The organism is Halomonas mongoliensis (assembly GCF_052496345.1).
Genome location: NZ_CP199288.1, coordinates 157,687 through 170,783 on the forward strand (window position 1 = coordinate 157,687; position 13,097 = coordinate 170,783).

Sequence of the window (13,097 nt, forward strand, 5' to 3'; positions counted from 1 at the left end):
CACCAAGAGAAACGGGCGCCCCTGCGGGGCGCCCGTTGTCGTTTGGGGAAGCGCGTTTCAGAAGCGATCAACCCGGAAGGGCGCCATCTCTACCGCCGGCTCCTCGCCGTCCATCATCTGGGCAAGCAGCTCCCCGGTAGCCGGGCCCAGGGTAAACCCCTGGTGGCCGTGGCCGAAGGCGAGCCACAACCCCTCCTTGCCGGGGGCCGGGCCGATCACCGGCTTCATGTCCGGCATGCAGGGGCGCGCGCCCTTCCAGGGCTGGGCGTCGCGGCGCTTGCCCAGCGGGAACAGCTTGCGGGCCACCTTCTCGGCGGCGGCCAGCTGCTTGTACTGGGGCGGCGAGTCCAGGTCGGCCAGCTCGGCGCCGGTGGTCAGGCGGATGCCGGCGCGCATCGGCTCGAGCAGGAAGCCCTTCTCCGCGTCCATCACCCAGTGGTTGAGCGTCGCCCCCTCCTCCGCGGAGTAGTGCATATGGTAGCCGCGCTTCACGAACAGCGGCACGTTCATGCCAAGCTTGCCGAGCAGTTCGCCGGACCAGGGGCCCATGGCCACCACCACCTGGTCGGCTTCCAGGGCCCCCTCGCTGGTCTTGACCCGCCAGCCGGTGCCCACCTGATGCACCTCCTCGACGCTGGCCTGCATCACATGGCCGCCCTGCTCCGCGAAGCTCCTGGCATAGGCCTGTACCAGGCCACCCGGGTCCGAGACCATCCAGGGCTGGGTCCAGTGGATCGCACCGATCAGCCCCTTGGCCAGGTGCGGCTCCTTGGCGTAGAGCGCCTCGGCGTCCAGCACCTCATACTCCACCCCGAAGCGCTCGTGATTCTCCTGCGCCTCCGCCAGGCGCTCGTCGAACTCCTTGCGGGTGCGGTAGAGCTCGAGCCAGCCCCCCTTGCGCACCAGCGCCTCGGCGCCGGCGGCCTCGATCATGGGCGCATGGGCATCCTGGCAGCGCATGATCAGCGAGGCCCACTCCTCGACGATGCGCGCATAGCGCTCGCCGCCGGAGTTGAGCCAGTAGTTGAGCAGCGGGCCCGCGGCGCTCACCATCCCGGTGGGGCGGTAGCGGATATCCACCTCGCGGTTGGGCAGCACCCGCAGCAGGGTGCCGATATCCCGGGGGAAGGCGTAGGGGCGCACCGCCTCGCGCTGGATGATGCCGGCGTTGCCGAAGGAGGTCTCGAGGCCCGGCTCGCGGCGGTCCACCAGGGTGACGTCATGGCCGCGACGCGCCAGATGCCAGGCTACCGACACGCCGACCATGCCGGCACCAAGAACGATGATATTGCGGGACATGAGGGTCTCCCTGACGATGCATAGAGAAAGCCCCGCCGCCGGGCAGGGCTGTCATGCTGGGAGTCTAGCAGCACTTTCCAGAAAATCGGCAACGGCCTGATAATTAAGACGGTATTTCTATAACACAGCGCCTGTGCAGCACCATCATCCAAATCTCTCCCGAAAAACAGAAGAGATTTACGTCGCCGCTTCCTGTGCCTGAAGCTTGGCGCGAATAAAGTCGCCGTGGCTCACGTGGAGCAGCTCCGCCAGCTGGCGAATGCGGTGCTCCTCCAGGTGGTGGTGCTCCCCGTCGGCCAGGGCGAGCTCCCACATCAGGCGCACCAGCTCACAGCGCCTGGGGTAGTCGTAGTGCGCCTTGATCAGAATGCGCGTCAAACCTCGTACTTCTAGTGCGAGGAAGGAAAGCGCGAGGCGCGTTAGCGCCTCTTTTTGACAGGCTAAATCTAGCACACTAGACTCAAGTCATGGCTACCGTACTTCGCGCATACCGCTACCGCTTCTATCCCACGCCCGAGCAGGCCGAGCAGCTAGCCCGAACGTTCGGCTGTGTGCGGTACGTCTACAATCACTTCCTACGCGAACGCACGGATGCCTGGTACGAGCGCCAGGAGCGGATGGGCTACAACGCCACCGCCAAGGCCCTGACCACCCTCAAGAAGCAGCCGGACACTGCGTTTCTGGCCGAGGTGTCCAACGTCTGCCTCCAGCAGTCGCTGCGCCACCTGGATCGGGCCTTTGCCAACTTCTTCAAAGGCCAGGCGCGGTATCCCACCTTCAAGAAGAAGCAGCGAAAGCAGTCGGCCACCTACATGGCCAACGGCTTCCGCTGGCGCGACGGTCATCTGTGGTTGGCCAAGCAGAAAGCCCCGCTGGCCATCCGATGGAGCCGCCGCTTTACCGGCGAGCCCAGCAGCATCACCGTCAGCCGAGATACCGCAGGGCGCTACCATGTCAGCTTCCTGGTGGAAGAGGAACAAACAGCGCTGCCGGTGACGCCGAAGATGGTCGGCATCGACCTGGGGCTGACGCACCGCGTCATCACCAGCGATGGCGCCAAGATCCCCAATCCGCGCTTTATCCGGCAGACCGAGCGCAAGCTGGCCCGTGCTCAACGGGCGCTGTCGCGCAAGCAGCGCGGCTCGAACAACCGGGCCAAAGCCCGGTTGAAGGTAGCACGATTGCACGCCAAGCGGGCCGATCAGCGCCGCGATGCCACCCACAAGCTCACCACGCAGCTCATTCACGAGAACCAAGTCGTTGCGGCGGAGAGCTTGCAGGTCAAGAACCTGCTCCAGAACCGGTCACTGGCCAAGGCCATCAGCGACGTGGGGTGGCACCAGATCACCCTCCAACTTGCCTACAAGGCCGAGTGGTACGGGCGCGATTTCGTCCAGATCGACAAGTGGTATCCCAGCTCGAAGCGCTGCTTCCACTGCGGCCACATCGCTGACGCGATGCCGCTGAATGTCCGCACCTGGACGTGTCCGGCCTGCGGCACCCAGGGCATCGACCGTGACATCAATGCTGCCCGCAACATCTTGCAGGCGGGTAAAGCGATTCTGGCGGGAGCCGACAAGCTCCGCCAACACGATCAAACTACCGTGGGGCACACGGGAGGTTAAGCCTGTGGAGCTTGTATAAGACCGACGGTGCCATCACCGAAGGCAACGGGCCGTGAAGCAGGAACCGGGAAGGCAACAACCCGGGAATCCTCTTCCTTCAGGGAGAGGAGGATTGTCAACAGGCTCACGAACTGATAGTGGTCGACGGCGTTCTCCGCCTCCTCCCGGGCCAGGGCCACCAGCTCATCCACCGCCTCCTCCTGCACCGCCAGCTGCCGGCTCAGCATCTCGCGCAGCGCCGTCAGCTGGGCCGGATCCTCCTGATAGTCGGCGCGCATCACCTCGCAGAGCAGCGCCGCCACGGCGAGCTCCAGGGTCGGCGCCTCGGGCGCCTGGTGCTCCGGTTCGGCCAGCACCTGTTGGAAGAAGCGTTGGATACCTGCAAGCACGATCGATCTCCTGCCGTTGGAGGCACTTTTGACCAGCGCCCCAGGCTCGGGTTCGCCCGGGTCAGACCCTTAAGCGGACTTAAGGGTCTGCCCCCGAAGTTGCCTGAGAGCAGCGCCAGCGGGCGAGGAGGTTGAGCAGGGCCAGGGCGAGGAGCCCGGCGGCGAGCCAGCCGAGGGCGTTGACCAGGTCATGGTAGCCCGCGGGGGGAGACTGGGGGCGGCGGGTCATGCCGAACTCCACCAGCCGGGTCAGGGCGTAGAGCAGCAGCGCCAGCGACGAGAGCGGCAGCGCCGAGCGGCGCCGGGAGAGCCAGCGGGTCAGCCCCCAGGGCTGGCTGGGGACCTTCTGTGCCGGCTTGCTGGCGGCCTTGCGGGCGGCGGGCTTCTGCGCGGCGGCCGCCCGGCGCGGCGCCGGGGCCTTCCTGGCCCGGGATTTCGCTTGCGGCTTGGCCCGCCCTCGAGCCGGCGGCCCGGCCACGAGCCTCCAGAGCCCCCGCGCCGTGCGCCACAGCACCCAGCCCAGGGTAAAGCTGACCGACAGCGCCAGGCTGCTCATTACCAGAACATACGCCATCCGGCGGATCCTTCCTTGCCTTGCGAACCGCCTATTGTGCCATACCGGCGGTGGTGTCCGCTGCCTGGCTCAGGGCACCACGATAACCGGGATCGGGATGCGTGCCAGCACCTCGGGGTCCTCCGCGAAGAGCCGCCGCAGGGTGGTGCGGTTGATCACCAAGGCGCCGCGGCGGGCCCGAGCCAGGAAGCGCTCCAGGCTGGGGGCGTCCATCAGGGCGAGCTCCTCGCGCCCCTCGAAGAGCGGATGGCGGTCCACGGCGTCGGCCAGGGACTCCCCCCAGGGCAGGCGCGGCGGCTCGCCCCGGAAGTAGCGCAGCGGTCCCGGCGCTGGCGGATGGCGCTCGTCCCAGATGATCACCGTGCAGGGCGCCTCCAGCACCAGCCGGCGGCTGGTGGAGCCCAGCCGGGAGCTCCAGCCCCAGCGCGCCGAGAGCCCCGCCTTGCCCAGCACCAGCACGTCCTCGGGCCCCGCCGCGGCCAGCGCCTCGCTCACCACCTGGCCGCGACTCACCTGCAGCCGGTGGCGCAGCTCGCGGCCGGCCACCGCCTGCTCCAGGGCCCGGGTGATGCGCTGCAGCTGGCGCGTCAGGCTCGCCTCCAGCTCGTCGCTCTGCAGCGGCCGGGTCAGCCCGGTGCTCGCCCCCACCTCGCAGGAGAAGGGGAAGGCCGCGCAGCGCAGCAGGTCGAGATCCTCGATAAAGAGCGCCACCAGCTCGGCGCTCACCTCGTCGGCCAGGGCCACCGCCGCGGCCAGGGCCGCCTGGCTCTGGCGGGAGTCATCCAGCAGCGCCAGCACCCGCAGGGTATCGCTAGGCTCACTCATCGCCGCCGCCCTCCTTTTTATGGTCGCCGCCGCCCTCCTTATGGTCGCCGCCGCCCTGCCCGGCCTCCTCCTTCTCGTCACCGCCCCGGGCCGCCTTGACCGCCTCCCGGAACGCCGCCAGGCGCGCCTGGACCCGACCATTGAGGCTATCCGCGGGGAACTGGCCGTCGGCGTCGGGCTCGCCCGGAGCCTCGCCGGTAAGCAGGGCCAGGGCCTCATCTACATGGCGCACCGCGAAGACCCGGAAGCGCCCCGCCGCCATGGCCTCGCGCACCTCCGCCTTGAGCATCAGATGCTCCACGTTGGCCGCCGGCAGGATCGCCGCCTGGCCGGAGAGCTCGCCCCGGGCCCGGCAGACGTCGAAGAAGCCCTCGATCTTCTCGTTGACCCCGCCCACCGCCTGCACCTCGCCGTGCTGGTTGATGGAGCCGGTCACCGCGAAGCCCTGGGCCAGGGGCACCCGGGCGATGGCCGAGACCAGGGCGCACACCTCGGCCACCGAGGCGCTGTCCCCCTCGATGCCGCCGTAGGACTGCTCGAAGGCGAGGCTCGCCGAGAGCGACAGCGGCGCATCCGGCGAGTAGCGGCTGGCCAGGAAGCGCGACAGGATCATCACCGCCTTGGTATGCAGGCGCCCGCCCAGGCGCGCCTCGCGCTCGATATCCACCACCTGGCCGCTGCCGGGCCGGGCGGTGGCGGTGATCCGGGTCGGCTGGCCGAAGGCGAAGTCGCCCAGCGCCAGCACCGAGAGCCCGTTCACCTGGCCCACGGTGCTGCCCTCGGTGGCGATCATCACCGTGCCCCGGGTGATCTGCTCGTGGCTGCGCTCGCGAATGCGCCCGGCCCGATGGAGCTGCTGCTCCACCGCCTTCTCCACGTGGGCCCGGGTGATCACCGTGGCCTCCTCCAGGGAGGCCCAGTGGTCCGCCTCCTGGAGCAGGTCGTTGAGGTCCCGGTGGCGGGCGGTGAGGCGCTGCTGGTCGTCGGCGAGGCGGGAGGCGCGCTCGATGGTCGCCGCCACGCCGCTGCGGTTCAGGGGGCGCAGCGCCGACTCCCGAGCCAGGGTCGCCACCATGCGCGCATAGAGGGCCAGGTTGGCCTCGCTGCGCGGCAGCTCATCCTCCAGGTCCACCTGCACCTTGAAGAGCTCCAGGAACTCGGGGTCGTGCTCGCAGAGGAGGTAGTAGAGCAGCCGCTCGCCGAGCAGCACGATCTTGACGTCCAGGGGGATCGGCTGGGGCTCCAGGGTCACGGTGCTGATCAGCCCGTAGGCCTGCTCCAGGGACTCGGTGCGGATCTCGCCGGCGCGCAGGATGCGCTTGAGAGTCTCCCAGGCGCCGGGCTGGGTCAGCACCGCCCGCACGTCCAGCACCAGGTAGCCGCCGTTGGCGCGGTGCAGGGCGCCGGCGCGGATCAGCGAGTAGTCGGTGAGCAGGGTCCCGTTGTGCACATGGTGCTCGATGCGCCCCACCAGGTGCTGGTGGCCGGGCAGGTCCTGATAGATCACCGGCGCCCCCTGGGTGTCGGCGTTGTCGACGATCAGGTTGAGGTGAAAGCGGCTGAAGACCGCCTCAGGGGGAATCTCGGGCTCGTCGGAGAGGAAGGCATCCACGTGGGCCAGGATCGCCTCGCGGATCGCGGTGAGGTGGGCGACGATGCCCTCCTCCTCGGCGTAGCGCTCCTCGAGCTCCGCCAGGGGCGCACCGATGGCCGACTGCATCACCTCCTCGTTGAGGGCGACGATCTGCTCGCGCAGCTCCTTGGCGAGCTTGGGCATGCGGCGAATCGCCTGGGTCAGCTTGCGCTGCAGGATCTCCACCGTGTGCTCGATGCGGTCACGCTCCTCCTTGGGCAGCTGCTCGTAATCCTCCGGCGACATCATCTTGTCGTCCTCGCCGGCCGGGGCGAAGGTGAAGCCGTTGGGGGTGGAGAGCAGCAGCACGCCCTGCTCCCGGGCCTCCCGGCGCACCGCCTCGATGGCGTCGCGCTGGCGCTCCCCCATGGCCTGCTTCAGCTCCTGCAGGCGGTTCTGGTACTCCTCGCTCTCGAAGACCGCCGGAATCGCCCCGCGCAGCTCGTCCACCAGGGCCTCGATGTCCCGGCGCAGCTGGCGTCCCATGCCCGGCGGCAGCTGCAGGAAATGCGGCACCGAGGGGTCATCGAAGTTGTAGAGGTAGCCCCAGTCCGGCGGCGGCGCCTCGCCCCGGGAGCGCTCCTCCAGGAAGCGCCCCACCAGGCTGTGCATGCCGTGGCCCGGCTGGCCGAGCACGAAGAGGTTGAAGCCGTCGCTTCTGATGGCGGTGCCGAAGGCCAGCGCCTCCCGCGCCCGCTCATGCCCGCTGAGCAGGTCCAGCGACTCCAGCTCGCTGGTCACCTCGAAGGAGAAGGCCGCCTCCGGGCAGCCCCGGTAGACCTCGGAAACCGCTAGTGCCTCGACCATGGCAGTGACGTCCTCTTGCAGCAGAAGGTGGATTCCTGTTGGTTCGAGAATGGCTCATATACGAGCCGAGGTCGAGAGGGACAGGCAGCTCAATAATGGTAACGGCACTGCACGATCACGATGGCGCTGTCCGTGACCTTGTAGACGAGGCGATGCTCACGATCGATGCGTCGCGACCAGTAGCCCGACCACTGGTGCCTGAGAGGTTCAGGATCGCCCAGCCCCTGGAAGGGCTGGCGCTGGATATCCCTGATCAGGGTGTTGATACGCCTCAAGGTCTTCTTGTCGCGCCCCTGCCAGTAGAGGTAATCCTCCCAGGCGCGCGTCGCCCAGGTCAGCATCACGGCTCGATCAGGTCGTGCGACGATCCATCGCCCTGCTCGACCTCGGCGATGGCCTCGTTCAACCGCTGGGCGTTTTTCGGGCTGGCCATCAGGTAGGCCGTTTCCTCGTAGGATCGGAAATCTTCCACCGACATGACGATGGCCGGCTTGCCGTTCTGGCGCGTGATCAGCACCGGCACGTGATCATCGTTCACACGATCGAGCACCTTGGCCAGGTGGCTGCGGAAATGGGTATAGGTGACGGTATCCATGCAGGCCTCCTTCAGAGAGCCATCATTGTACTTATTTCTGTACGCATACGCCATTTATCCCACCCCGCCCTGCCGACCCTGAGGGTACGAACGCCGACGAGGTCGAGGGTCATGTGATTCAGGCCCCTACGCTCGCCGGAGGATGGGCCCTGCGCGAGGGAAGGCACTCTTTAGGCGTAGCGCGTTGCACGCTCGGGCATCAGGCGTCACTATCGGGAGATGGAACCGGCCCGGTACAGCGCAGGTGGCGGCCAGGCAGCACCCTCAAGGATGACCGCATGAACACGGAACTCTCGCAGATGGCGGCCCAGCAGCGCATTCACGAGCTGATTGCCCAGCTCGCCCCGCTGGAGACCACCCTGGACGCCATCGCCGACTGGCTCGGCATTCTGCTCCCCGACGCCACCGTCGCCTTCATGCGCTACGACTCCAGGCGCTGCACCCTGAGCCTGCTGCCCAACCGGCACTTTTCTCCCGCCTATATCGCACGGCTCCAGGAGGTGACGGTGGGCCCGGGGGTGGCCTCCTTCGGCAGCGCCGCCTTCGAGAAGCGCCTGGTGGTCAGCGAGGATATCGAGCGAGACCCGCGCTGGGAGAGGTTCCGAGACGCCGCCCTGGCCGAGGGCTTTCGCGCCTGCTGGTCGAGCCCGGTGATCACCGCCGACGGCCAGCTGCTGGGCACCTTCGGCACCTACTACCGCACCCCGCGCAAGCCGACCCCCGCCAGCGAGCGGCTGCTGCGCCAGGCCGCGGCGCTGATCGCCCTGGCCCTGGTCCGCGACCGCCAGGAGCACCGGCTCCACCTGCTGGAGCGCGGCGTGGAGGCGAGCCCCAACGGGGTCGTCATGGCCGAGGCGGTGGGTCCGGACTACTCCATCGTCTACGCCAACAGGGCCTTCTGCACCCTGAGCGGCTACCCCCTCGAGGAGGTGCTCGGCCGCAACTGCCGCTTCCTCCAGGGGCCCGACACCGACCCGGTCGAGGTCGCCAGGATTCGCGCCGCCGTCGCCTGCCATCGGGAGGTCGAGGCCACCCTGATCAACTACCGCAAGGATGGCACCCCCTTCTGGAACCGCCTCAGCATCAGCCCGGTGTTCGATGCCGCCGGGCACTGCAGCCACTTTATCGGCATCCAGCAGGACATCACCGAACAGCGCCAGCAGGCAGAGCGGCTGCGCTACCAGGCCAGCCACGACCTGCTGACCGGCCTGCCCAACCGCGGCGCCTTCGACGACCGCCTGGCCGAAGCCTTTGCCACCGCCAAGGCCCAGGGGCGCCGCCTGGCCGTGCTGCATTTGGACCTGGACGGCTTCAAGTCCATCAACGATGGCCTGGGCCCGCATATCGGCAACCGCCTGCTGGTCGCCGTGGCCCGGCGCCTCGAGACGCTGCTCGACCCCGACCACACCCTGGCCCGGCTGGTCAGCGACGAGTTCGCCGTGCTGCTGCCCAGCATCGACGGCTGCGCGGACGCCACCGCCCTGGCCGAGCGCCTGCTGAAGGGCCTCGCCACGCCCCTGGAGGTGGAGGGGCAGCCCCTGCATATCAGCACCAGCATCGGCATCGCCTGCAGCGGCGACGATACCGACCACCCCCACGAGGTGCTCCAGCGCGCCGACCTGGCCCTGGAGGAGGCCAAGCGCCAGGGGCGCAACACCTGGCAGTGGTACCGGGGCCGCCAGGTCGAACAGACCCTCGGCAATGTGCTGCTGCGCAACGACCTGCACACCGCGCTGCGCGATGGCCAGTTCGAGCTCCTCTACCAGCCGGTGGTCGAGGCCCTGAGCGGCAGGGTCAGCGGGGTCGAGGCCCTGGTGCGCTGGCGCCACCCCCAGCGCGGCCTGGTCTCCCCGGCGGAGTTCATCCCCCTGGCCGAGCACTCCGGCCAGATCATCCCCCTGGGGCGCTGGGTGCTGCGCCAGGCGTGCCGGGAGATGGCCGAGCTCCACGCCCGGGGCGGGCGAGCGCTGCCGGTGGCGGTCAACATCTCCTCGTTGCAGTTCCGCCGCGACGGCTTTCTCGACGAGGTGCTCGGCACCCTCGCCGAGACCGGCCTGCCGCCGAGCCTGCTGGAGCTGGAGGTGACCGAGAGCGTGCTGCTGGACGGCGCCGAGCTCGCCATCGCGCTGATCGACACCCTGCGCGGCCACGGGGTCAGGGTCGCCCTGGACGACTTCGGCACCGGCTTCTCCAGCCTCAGCTACCTGCGCGACCTGCCCATCGACAAGGTCAAGCTCGACCGCAGCTTTATCTGCGACACCCTGCACAGCCCGCGCAGCGCCGCCATCGTCCAGGGGATCATCACCATGGCCCACCATATGGAGCTCGAGGTGGTGGCCGAGGGGATCGAGACCGTCGAGCAGCAGCGAGAGCTGTCCCGCCGCGGCGCCGACCTGCTGCAGGGCTACCTCTTCTCCCGCCCCCTGCCCCTGGCGGACCTCGCCGCCCTGCCCGAGCGGCTACCGGCCGCCCCCTCCGAGTCAGCACCTTAAGGGAAATCAAGAGCTCGCCCCCAGGCTTACCTCCAGCGGGTGCCCCGCCGCTGCGGCCCAGGCCAGCAGGCTCTCGCGCAGGGCCTCCTGGGCCCGGCGTTCGCCGTGGACCAGGCGGATGTGGCGCGGCGGTTCGCGCATGCGGCGCACGAAGTTGAGCAGGTCGCGGCGGTCGGCGTGGGCCGAGTAGCCGGAGACCGTCTCCACCCGGGCGCGGATCTCGATACGCTCGCCGTCGAGCTCCACCCAGCCGCCCCGGGGGCCGTAGCGCTGGATATCGCGGCCCGGGGTGCCCGCCCCCTGGTAGCCGGTGAAGAGCACGCAGTGGCGCTCGTCCCCCAGCATGCGCTTGAGGTAGTTGACCACCCTCCCCCCGCTCACCATGCCGCTGGCGGCGATCACCACCGCCGGGCGGCCGCTCTCGGCCAGGTAGTCCAGGGTGCGCTCATGCTCCTCATGGGAGCTAACGGTATAAAGGTTCTCGAAGCTGAGCGGATGGCGCCCCGCCCGCAGCCGGCGGTGGGCCTCGGCGTCCCACCACACCTTGAGCTCCCGGTAGACCTCGGTAAAGCGCGCCGCCAGGGGCGAATCGACGATGATCTCCAGCGCCCGCCAGCGCGCGCTTTTCGCCCGGTGGATCAGGGTCTCCAGCTCGTAGAGCAGCTCCTGGGTGCGGCCGATGCTGAAGGCGGGGATCACCACGCTGCCGCCGTTGGTAAGGGCCCGGTCGATGGCCGCCTTGAGCCGCTCCCGCCGGTGGCGGCGATCCTCGTGCTCGCGGTCGCCGTAGGTGCTCTCCAGCACCAGGGTGTCGCAGCCCCAGGGGGGCCTGGGCGCCGGCAGCAGCGGTGAATAGGGTGCCCCCAGGTCGCCGGAGAAGAGCACCCGCTCGCGGTGTCCGCTCTCGCGCTCGAGCAGGTCCACCTCCACATAGGCCGAGCCGAGGATATGCCCGGCGCGCTTCAGGCGCAGGCGCACCCGGTGGCGGGCGTCGTCCACCAAGGTGTGCCACTCCCGGTAGGGCAACGGCGTCAGGCGCCCCTCCACCTCGGCGAGGAAGCGCTCGATCAGCGCCCGGTCCCGGGTGAAGCCCACCCGGAGGGCATCCTCGATCACCAGGGGCAGCAGCCGGTCCGAGGGCACCGAGCAGAAAATCGGCCCCCGCCACCCCGCCGCCAGCAGGTAGGGTAGGCGGCCGATATGGTCGATATGCACATGGGTCACCACCAGCGCCAGCACGTCCTCCACCGGAAAGCGCACCTGGAGCTGCTCGAAGCTGTTTACGGAATCGGCGTCCTGGCCCTGGAAGAGCCCGCAGTCGATGAGCAGCGCACGCGCCTCGCTGATCTGCAGGCGGTGGCAGCTCCCGGTGACGCCGCTGGCGCCGCCGTGGTGCAGGATCACGGGGTAGGTGGACATGGCGCACGGCCTCCCTGCCGAAGGTAACTGGTTCCACTATAGCTGCTGTGGCGAGGGAGGCGTTTTCAGAAATATTTTTCACAAGAACTTGCCTACGACCTTGGTCGAAGCTAGAGTAGCCAGCAAGAGATATGGAAATACTTTCCGAAAAATCACCCCAGCCGCCAGGAGAGCCCCATGACCACCGAGCGCATCCCCACCATCTGGGACCAGCCCCTGCCCCGCACCAAGCGCACCACGAAGAAGCGGCGCACCAACACCGAGCGCTTCCTGACCATCTGGAGCCGACCGATCGCCCGCCTGCCCAAGGCCGGCGCCTGATCGACGGCCGGATCAGGTCAAGACGAAGAACAGCGCCGCGGCATCTGCCGCGGCGCTGTCGTTTCTTACTCCTCGTAGACATCCTTGCGGTGAGCTGCACGGACTACCAGCACCACCAGCCTGTCATCCTGGATCTGGCAGATGACACGGTAGTCTCCCACGCGATAGCGCCAGAACACCGCTAATTCACCGCGCAGGGGCTTACCCAGCTGACGCGGGTGATCGAGGGACACAACCCGCTCTTCCAGATAGGCGCGAATGCGCCGGCGCTGTTGAGGGTCAATCTTCTTGAAGCTCTTTGCCGCCGAAGCCAGGTATTCAACCTTCCAGGTCACGCCAGAACTCCTCGGAGGTCATGACGCGATCCCGGCCCTGGCGGAGCTGCTCGAGGGCATGCTCGGCCAGATAGGCATCTTCCAGCTCATCGAGGTGCTCCTCGATCAGCTTGCGAAGGTAGAAGGTCTTGGAGCGCCCTGTGGCCTGTGACAGGTGGGCCAGGCGTGCCTCGATCTCGGGGTCAAGGCGGAGACTGATGGGCATGTTTGTCACCTCTGCGATACATGTAATAAATGTATCGCAGCCGAACCGTTAACGCCAGCGGCAGCCCTCTCAGCAGCGCACCTCCGAGAGCCGCCAGTGGGCGCCGCCACCCTCGGCGGGCACCAGCAGGTCGGCGATGCGCCACCCCGCGGGAGTCGAGACGAACTCGAAGCGGCGATGGTTGGGCATCCCGTGGTTCATGAAGCGGGCATCCACCCGATAGCGCTCGCCCAGGGGCTCCCCCTCGATCACCAGGGTGTGATGAATCTCCTCGGGGTCGAAGCTGTTGCCATCCATCGCATCGATGCCCTCCAGGCACCACTCGTCATGGTCGGTGCCCTCCAGCACCTCGACCAGCGCCGCGGTGAAGTACTCCTGGCGACGCCCTGGCGCCATCATCCGGCTGAGCCAGTAGTGCGCCTCGGCGGCGGGCTTGCCAATAGAGGCATAGATCTCGCCCACCAGCCACTCCGGTGACTGCACCGCCCCGGCCGGGGCGGCAAGCCCCAGCCATACCGCTCCTGCCACCACCGCTGCGCGTTTCATGGACTCTCCTCCGTCTTCCTCATCCCCTGCCT

15 protein-coding genes are annotated in these 13,097 nt (G+C 68.3%); 3 read left to right on the top strand and 12 right to left on the bottom strand.

What is annotated here, in order from left to right:
• Positions 1-57: 57 nt before the first annotated feature.
• A complete protein-coding gene (locus tag ACRYRV_RS00760) occupies positions 58-1,299 on the bottom strand; it encodes an NAD(P)/FAD-dependent oxidoreductase (protein ID WP_445005948.1) in 1,242 nt (413 codons plus the stop codon).
• A 177-nt stretch (positions 1,300-1,476) separates the two neighbouring features.
• Positions 1,477-1,677 carry a tellurite resistance TerB family protein gene (locus tag ACRYRV_RS00765; RefSeq protein WP_445005949.1) on the bottom strand — a complete coding sequence of 67 codons (201 nt, stop codon included), beginning with the start codon at positions 1,675-1,677 and terminating at the stop codon, positions 1,477-1,479.
• Positions 1,678-1,766: 89 nt separating this feature from the next.
• Between ACRYRV_RS00765 and ACRYRV_RS00770 the strand changes: the two genes are divergently transcribed.
• On the top strand, positions 1,767-2,924 hold the full coding sequence (locus ACRYRV_RS00770) for an RNA-guided endonuclease TnpB family protein (RefSeq protein ID WP_445004319.1): 1,158 nt from the start codon (positions 1,767-1,769) through the stop codon (positions 2,922-2,924).
• Here the strand turns inward: ACRYRV_RS00770 and ACRYRV_RS00775 are convergent.
• The 6 genes from ACRYRV_RS00775 to ACRYRV_RS00800 all read right to left on the bottom strand — a co-directional run bounded on the left by ACRYRV_RS00775 (position 2,921) and on the right by ACRYRV_RS00800 (position 7,747).
• Positions 2,921-3,313 carry a tellurite resistance TerB family protein gene (locus ACRYRV_RS00775; RefSeq protein ID WP_445005950.1) on the bottom strand — a complete coding sequence of 131 codons (393 nt, stop codon included), beginning with the start codon at positions 3,311-3,313 and terminating at the stop codon, positions 2,921-2,923. The two genes, ACRYRV_RS00770 and ACRYRV_RS00775, sit on opposite strands and share 4 nt — an antisense overlap.
• A gap of 79 nt (positions 3,314-3,392) precedes the next feature.
• Positions 3,393-3,887, bottom strand: a complete 495-nt coding sequence (locus tag ACRYRV_RS00780) for a hypothetical protein (protein WP_445005951.1) — start codon at positions 3,885-3,887, stop codon at positions 3,393-3,395.
• Between the two features lie 69 nt (positions 3,888-3,956).
• On the bottom strand, positions 3,957-4,712 hold the full coding sequence (locus ACRYRV_RS00785; RefSeq protein ID WP_445005952.1) for a universal stress protein: 756 nt from the start codon (positions 4,710-4,712) through the stop codon (positions 3,957-3,959).
• Positions 4,705-7,152 (bottom strand): Lon protease family protein, encoded by a 2,448-nt coding sequence (locus ACRYRV_RS00790; protein WP_445005953.1) that lies wholly within the window; start codon positions 7,150-7,152, stop codon positions 4,705-4,707. The genes ACRYRV_RS00785 and ACRYRV_RS00790 overlap by 8 nt, the downstream gene beginning before the upstream one ends.
• A gap of 89 nt (positions 7,153-7,241) precedes the next feature.
• Entirely contained in the window at positions 7,242-7,493 is a 252-nt protein-coding gene (locus tag ACRYRV_RS00795) for a Txe/YoeB family addiction module toxin (protein WP_445005954.1), read from the bottom strand.
• Positions 7,493-7,747 (bottom strand): type II toxin-antitoxin system Phd/YefM family antitoxin, encoded by a 255-nt coding sequence (locus ACRYRV_RS00800; RefSeq protein ID WP_445001116.1) that lies wholly within the window; start codon positions 7,745-7,747, stop codon positions 7,493-7,495. The genes ACRYRV_RS00795 and ACRYRV_RS00800 overlap by 1 nt, the downstream gene beginning before the upstream one ends.
• 278 nt (positions 7,748-8,025) lie before the next feature.
• Here ACRYRV_RS00800 and ACRYRV_RS00805 point away from each other — a divergent pair, with 278 nt between their 5' ends.
• Positions 8,026-10,239 carry an EAL domain-containing protein gene (locus ACRYRV_RS00805; RefSeq protein WP_445005955.1) on the top strand — a complete coding sequence of 738 codons (2,214 nt, stop codon included), beginning with the start codon at positions 8,026-8,028 and terminating at the stop codon, positions 10,237-10,239.
• Positions 10,240-10,245: 6 nt separating this feature from the next.
• On the opposite strand, the gene ACRYRV_RS00810 is transcribed toward ACRYRV_RS00805, so the two are convergent.
• Positions 10,246-11,658 (bottom strand): MBL fold metallo-hydrolase RNA specificity domain-containing protein, encoded by a 1,413-nt coding sequence (locus ACRYRV_RS00810; RefSeq protein WP_445005956.1) that lies wholly within the window; start codon positions 11,656-11,658, stop codon positions 10,246-10,248.
• A 177-nt stretch (positions 11,659-11,835) separates the two neighbouring features.
• Between ACRYRV_RS00810 and ACRYRV_RS00815 the strand changes: the two genes are divergently transcribed.
• Complete coding sequence (locus ACRYRV_RS00815; protein WP_444984267.1) at positions 11,836-11,979, top strand: hypothetical protein; 144 nt, start codon at positions 11,836-11,838, stop codon at positions 11,977-11,979.
• 65 nt (positions 11,980-12,044) lie between these two features.
• Here ACRYRV_RS00815 and ACRYRV_RS00820 read toward each other — a convergent pair whose 3' ends face one another.
• From ACRYRV_RS00820 to ACRYRV_RS00830, 3 genes are all read right to left on the bottom strand, one after another.
• Positions 12,045-12,314 (bottom strand): type II toxin-antitoxin system RelE family toxin, encoded by a 270-nt coding sequence (locus ACRYRV_RS00820; RefSeq protein ID WP_444989078.1) that lies wholly within the window; start codon positions 12,312-12,314, stop codon positions 12,045-12,047.
• A complete protein-coding gene (relB, locus tag ACRYRV_RS00825; RefSeq protein WP_444984266.1) occupies positions 12,298-12,519 on the bottom strand; it encodes a type II toxin-antitoxin system RelB family antitoxin in 222 nt (73 codons plus the stop codon). Before relB ends, ACRYRV_RS00820 begins: the two co-directional genes overlap by 17 nt.
• Positions 12,520-12,588: 69 nt before the next feature.
• Complete coding sequence (locus ACRYRV_RS00830) at positions 12,589-13,065, bottom strand: hypothetical protein (RefSeq protein WP_445005957.1); 477 nt, start codon at positions 13,063-13,065, stop codon at positions 12,589-12,591.
• Positions 13,066-13,097: the final 32 nt, after the last annotated feature.

Coding starts and splice junctions, on each gene's coding strand:
- ACRYRV_RS00815 (WP_444984267.1), top strand. CDS start 11,836: ATGACCACCGAGCGCATCCCCACCATCTGGGACCAGCCCCTGCCCCGC.
- ACRYRV_RS00785 (WP_445005952.1), bottom strand. CDS start 4,712: ATGAGTGAGCCTAGCGATACCCTGCGGGTGCTGGCGCTGCTGGATGAC.
- ACRYRV_RS00795 (WP_445005954.1), bottom strand. CDS start 7,493: ATGCTGACCTGGGCGACGCGCGCCTGGGAGGATTACCTCTACTGGCAG.
- ACRYRV_RS00760 (WP_445005948.1), bottom strand. CDS start 1,299: ATGTCCCGCAATATCATCGTTCTTGGTGCCGGCATGGTCGGCGTGTCG.
- relB (WP_444984266.1), bottom strand. CDS start 12,519: ATGCCCATCAGTCTCCGCCTTGACCCCGAGATCGAGGCACGCCTGGCC.
- ACRYRV_RS00810 (WP_445005956.1), bottom strand. CDS start 11,658: ATGTCCACCTACCCCGTGATCCTGCACCACGGCGGCGCCAGCGGCGTC.
- ACRYRV_RS00805 (WP_445005955.1), top strand. CDS start 8,026: ATGAACACGGAACTCTCGCAGATGGCGGCCCAGCAGCGCATTCACGAG.
- ACRYRV_RS00830 (WP_445005957.1), bottom strand. CDS start 13,065: ATGAAACGCGCAGCGGTGGTGGCAGGAGCGGTATGGCTGGGGCTTGCC.
- ACRYRV_RS00800 (WP_445001116.1), bottom strand. CDS start 7,747: ATGGATACCGTCACCTATACCCATTTCCGCAGCCACCTGGCCAAGGTG.
- ACRYRV_RS00780 (WP_445005951.1), bottom strand. CDS start 3,887: ATGGCGTATGTTCTGGTAATGAGCAGCCTGGCGCTGTCGGTCAGCTTT.
- ACRYRV_RS00790 (WP_445005953.1), bottom strand. CDS start 7,152: ATGGTCGAGGCACTAGCGGTTTCCGAGGTCTACCGGGGCTGCCCGGAG.
- ACRYRV_RS00770 (WP_445004319.1), top strand. CDS start 1,767: ATGGCTACCGTACTTCGCGCATACCGCTACCGCTTCTATCCCACGCCC.